The 4,943-nt window shown below is 69.3% G+C and carries 4 protein-coding genes; all 4 read left to right on the top strand.

Going from position 1 to position 4,943, the window contains the following annotated elements; all coding sequences use genetic code 11:
* Positions 1 to 87 precede the first annotated feature (87 nt).
* A complete protein-coding gene (locus CH341_RS28015; RefSeq protein WP_111422329.1) occupies positions 88 to 1,782 on the top strand; it encodes a CocE/NonD family hydrolase in 1,695 nt (564 codons plus the stop codon).
* 175 nt (positions 1,783 to 1,957) lie between these two features.
* Positions 1,958 to 2,455 (top strand): tripartite tricarboxylate transporter TctB family protein, encoded by a 498-nt coding sequence (locus CH341_RS28010; RefSeq protein ID WP_111422326.1) that lies wholly within the window; start codon positions 1,958 to 1,960, stop codon positions 2,453 to 2,455.
* 2 nt (positions 2,456 to 2,457) lie between these two features.
* Positions 2,458 to 3,960 (top strand): tripartite tricarboxylate transporter permease, encoded by a 1,503-nt coding sequence (locus CH341_RS28005; RefSeq protein ID WP_111422324.1) that lies wholly within the window; start codon positions 2,458 to 2,460, stop codon positions 3,958 to 3,960.
* Between the two features lie 101 nt (positions 3,961 to 4,061).
* On the top strand, positions 4,062 to 4,895 hold the full coding sequence (locus CH341_RS28000) for a cupin domain-containing protein (RefSeq protein ID WP_111422321.1): 834 nt from the start codon (positions 4,062 to 4,064) through the stop codon (positions 4,893 to 4,895).
* Positions 4,896 to 4,943 lie beyond the last annotated feature (48 nt).

Below are 4,943 nucleotides of genomic sequence, written 5' to 3'. Positions count from 1 at the left end.
CCGGTGCGCGCTGCGCGCGCCCCGACCCTCCCCCTCCAGGGGAGGGTGATCGACTGCAACTCCCCGGACAGATGACGGAGTCCTTCAGTGCTGGACGTGAAGAGCGAGACGACGTCGGGCGGCGGCGACAGCGCCGGCATCCTGGTCGAGCGGAACGTCGACGTGCCGACCCGCGACGGCTCGCGGCTGAAGGCCGACGTGATGCGGCCCGATCGTGACGGCCGCTATCCGGCGCTGCTCAATCTCGGCCCCTACCAGAAGGACAAGATCTGGATCCCGCCGGACAATCTGGAGGAGAAGCCGAACCCGCTGATGAACTGGGAGACCATCAATCCCGAATGGTGGATCCCGCGCGGCTACGCGGCGGTGCGCATCGATGCGCGCGGCACCGGCAAGTCGCCGGGCCGCACCCAGCCGTGGTCGCTGCAGGAGTCGCTCGACTACTACGACGCCATCGAGTGGGCGGCGGCGCAGCCCTGGTGCAACGGCAAGGTCGGACTGATCGGCATCTCCTACTTCGCCATCAACCAGTGGTTCGTCGCGAACCACCAGCCGCCCTCGCTCGCCGCCATCGTGCCGTGGGAGGGCTTCGCCGATCTCTACCGCGACGCGCTGTTCCACGGCGGCATCCTCAACCAGTTCATGACCAACTGGTTCGTCACGCATCTGTGCCATCACCTGATCGGCCGCGCCTATCGCGACAATCCCGACACCTTCACCGCCGATACGTTGTGGCGCTGGGTGCGGCACAATCTCGACACCGGCGCCTTCGCGGGCGAGCAGGCGCAGTGGGACAAGATCACGCTGCCGCTGTTCTCCGTCGGCAACTGGTCCGGCATGGGGCTGCATCTGCGCGGCAACACCGAAGGATTCATGCGCGCCGCGTCGAAGCACAAGAAGCTCCGCATGCATTCCGGCACGCATGTGCATCCGTTCTACACCGAGGAGGCGCGCCAGCAGCAGCTCCGCTTCCTCGAGCATTTCCTGAAAGGCGTCGACAACGGCGTGATGGACGAGCCACCGGTGCGGCTGTTCATCCGCCACGGCAACGGCGAGGGTGCGTGGCGCGACGAGCACGAGTGGCCGCTCGCCCGCACCCAGTGGACCAGGATGTATCTCGACCTCGCGGCGCCGAGGGCCGGCGCGCCGGCGAACAGCGGAGCCCTGGTGACGGAGAACCCGCCCGAGACCGCGACGCGCACCTACAATGCGAGCGGGGCGTCGAAAGGCGGCTCGGCGTCCGCCTCGTCCACCTTCCTGGCGTCCGGCGCCATGCAGGCCGGCATGGGCATCACGCTCGACACCGCGCCGTTCGACCAGGACACCGAGATCACCGGACCGGTCGCGGCGACCCTGTGGGTGTCCAGCACGACCGAGGACATGGATCTGTTCCTGACGATCCGCGACATCGATCAGGACGGCAACGACGTCTGGGAGGTCGGGCAGCAGGGCCAGCAGGTGCCGGTGGCGAAGGGCTGGCTGCGCGTCTCGCATCGCGAGCTCGATCCGGCGCTGACCAAGCCGTGGCGCCCGTATCACCGGCACGCGCGGCGGCTCTATCTCGAGCCCGGCGAGGTGGTGAAGGTCGAGGTGGAGATCTGGCCGACCTCGATGGTGTTCCGCAAGGGCCACCGGCTGCGGCTCGACATCCAGCCGCGCGACGGCGTCGGCAGCGTCCATTACACGCACTATCACGCCGACTACAACACCGGCACCAACACGATCCATTCAGGCGGCGACAAGGAGTCGTTCCTGCTGCTGCCCGTGATCCCGGCGCGATGAGGGCGGCGGTCCACAGCGCGTGCTCTCCCGGCCTCGTGCCGAGGAGCGGCGCGGAGCGCCGCGTCTCGAAGCATGGGGCCGCCACCGGGGCCGCCCGTCCTTCGAGACGCCTGCTTCGCAGGCTCCTCGGGACGAGGGCGGAGCGAGGTGACATGTGGTCGCGTCGGAGCACCCCATGACCGAATTCTCCGGCCTCCCGCTGTCGCGGCCCTGGCGGCGTTTCGTCCAACGTGACGTGCTGACCGGGCTCCTGTTCGTCGCGCTGGCCGGCCTCGGCCTGTGGCTGTCGCGCGACTATCCGGTCGGCACCGCGCTGCGCATGGGCACCGGCTACATGCCGCGCATGTTGTGCTGGATCCTGCTCGGCCTAGGCGCCGTGATCGCGGCACGCGGGTTTCGCGACCCGGGCGGGGATCGCAGCGACGTGCCGATCGGAATCGAGGCGCTCCGGCCCGTGGTGCTGGTCTTCACGGCGCTGGTCGTGTTCGGCTTGGCGCTGGAGCGGCTCGGTCTGGTCGTCGCGATCCTGCTGCTGGTCGGCCTCGGCGCGCTCGCCGGCCGCAATCTTCGTCCCGCCGAGACGATCCTGGCCGCCGCGTTCCTGATCGTTCTCGCCTGGGCCGTGTTCATCGCCGGCCTGGGACTCACCATCCCGGTCTGGCCGGAGATTTAGGGATGGATCTTCTCTCCAACCTGGCGCTCGGCTTCTCGGTGGCGCTGACGCCGTGGAACATCCTGTTCGCCTTCATCGGCGCGATGATCGGCACGTTGATCGGCGTGCTGCCCGGCATCGGGCCGATCGCCACCATCGCGATGCTGCTGCCGCTCACCTTCCATCTCGAGCCGACCGCCGGCCTGATCATGCTGGCCGGCATCTTCTACGGCGCGCAATACGGCGGGTCGACCAGCGCCATCCTGATCAACCTGCCGGGCGAGACCTCCTCGGTGGTGACGACGCTGGACGGGCATCAGATGGCCATCCAGGGCCGGGCCGGAGCCGCTCTCGCGGCGGCCGCGCTCGCCTCCTTCTTCGCCGGCTGCGTCTCCACCGCGCTGCTCGCCGCCTTCGCGCCGCCGCTGGCGCGCGTCGGCCAGTCCTTCGGCTCGCCCGAGTACTTCTCGCTGATGCTGCTCGGGCTGATCGCCGCCGTGGTCCTGGCGCACGGATCCGTGATCAAGGCGATCGCCATGATCGTGCTCGGCCTGCTGCTCGGCCTGGTCGGCACCGACGGCAACACCGGCGGCCAGCGCTTCACCTTCGGGCTCAACGAGCTCGCCGACGGGCTCGACGTCGCGACGCTGGCGATCGGGCTGTTCGGCATCAGCGAGATCATGGCCAACCTGGCCCAGCGCGACGCGTCGCGCGACGTGGTCGCCAAGAAGATCACCCGGCTGTGGCCGACCGCCGACGACTTCCGCCGCGGCTGGCCGGCGGTGCTGCGCGGCACCTCGCTCGGCGCCGTGCTCGGCGTGCTGCCGGGCGGCGGCGCGACGCTCTCGTCCTTCGCAGCCTACGCGCTGGAGAAGCGCGTGTCCGACCGCCCCGCCATGTTCGGCCGCGGCGCCATCGAGGGCGTGGCGGCGCCCGAGGCCGCCAACAACGCCGGCGCGCAGAGCTCCTTCATCCCGATGCTGACGCTCGGCATCCCGGGCAATCCGGTGATGGCGCTGATGATCGGCGCGCTGATGATCCACGGCATCCAGCCCGGGCCGCAGATCATGACCGAGCGGCCGGAGATGTTCTGGGGCATGGTCGCCTCGATGTGGGTCGGCAACCTGATGCTGGTCATCATCAACCTGCCGCTGATCGGCTTCTGGGTGCAGCTCCTCAAGGTGCCGTACCGGTTCCTCTATCTCGCCATCCTGCTGTTCTGCGCCATCGGGGTCTACACGGTCAGCAACAGCCCGGCCGCCGTGATCATGGCCGCCGTGTTCGGGGTCGCGGGCTACCTGTTCCAGCGCCTGCATTGCGAGCCGGCGCCGCTGATTCTGGGCTTCGTGCTCGGCCCGCTGATGGAGGAGAATCTCCGCCGCGCCCTGCGGGTCTCGGGCGGCGATCCGATGATCTTCGTCGAGCGGCCGGTCTCGCTCGGCCTCCTGATCGTTGCCGCAATCCTGCTGTTGATCGTCGCGCTGCCGGCGATCCGCTCGGGCCGCGAGCAGGCGTTCCAGGAGTAGGCGGCCGCAATCTCGGCGTCGTTCCGGGGCCGGCGCCGCGCGCCGTCCAGGAACGGCCCGGAACCAATGGGTACGGCATCGTAGCCGCAAGGAGACGAGACATGGCGCTTCATTTCAATCAGAGCGAGGTCGAGCCCGAGCCGATCGGCGAAGGGGTCGTCCGTCAACGGCTGCTCGACGAGACGCGGGTGCCCGACATCCTGTTCGCGCTCGACCGGCTGGTGATCGCGCCCGGCGGGGCGATCGCGCTCGACGTTCCGCCCGACGGGCTGGCCTGGTTCCAGATGATCGACGGCGCCGCGCTGGTCAGCACCGCGGACGGCGAGACCGCCGTGGCGCCGACCCATATCGGCCTGCTGCCGCCGGGCTTTTCGGGCTCGCTGACCAGCGAGGCCGGGGCCACGCTGCTCTACGCCGCGGTTCCGGACGCCGAGAAGCTCGACGCCGCCGTGGTCGCCAAGCCGCCGCCCTTTCGCCTCGTGGACTGGCGCGAGGAGCCGCTGCTGAAGTCCGAGCACGATGCCCGCAAGCGCATCTACATCGTCACCCCGAAGATGTTCGGCGTGCGGGCGATCCGCGGCGAGATGATCATCTATCCGCCCGGCACCACCTGCCCGGTGCACCATCACGAGGGCGGCGCGCATTTCATGTATTTCCTCGCCGGGCAGGGCACCTGCTACGCCGGCGACACGCAGGAGATGGCGGTCCGGCCCGGCGACGTCGTCTATTATCACGACCGCGAGCCGCACTGGGTGAAGGGCGGCGAGAGCGAGGACATGATCTTCTCGGAATTCTTCGTGCCGAGCGCGGTGGCGACCGTGTGGGCCGACCCGTCGAAGATCTGCACCTGGATTCCGATGGGCGTGAACCATCGCGGCGGCGCCCCCTCGCGCGTCATCGAGAAGCACGCCCACGGCCCGATGGCCGAGGTGTGAGACTGGCACCGTGACCCTCTCCCCTCGCGGGAGAGGGTGCCGAGCGAA

It is taken from the genome of Rhodoplanes roseus (assembly GCF_003258865.1).
Taxonomy (GTDB): Bacteria; Pseudomonadota; Alphaproteobacteria; order Rhizobiales; family Xanthobacteraceae; genus Rhodoplanes; species Rhodoplanes roseus.
Note: the sequence above shows the minus strand (reverse complement) of the source record. Positions and strands in the feature narration are given on the sequence as shown.

Coding starts and splice junctions, on each gene's coding strand:
- CH341_RS28010 (WP_111422326.1), top strand. CDS start 1,958: ATGACCGAATTCTCCGGCCTCCCGCTGTCGCGGCCCTGGCGGCGTTTC.
- CH341_RS28005 (WP_111422324.1), top strand. CDS start 2,458: ATGGATCTTCTCTCCAACCTGGCGCTCGGCTTCTCGGTGGCGCTGACG.
- CH341_RS28000 (WP_111422321.1), top strand. CDS start 4,062: ATGGCGCTTCATTTCAATCAGAGCGAGGTCGAGCCCGAGCCGATCGGC.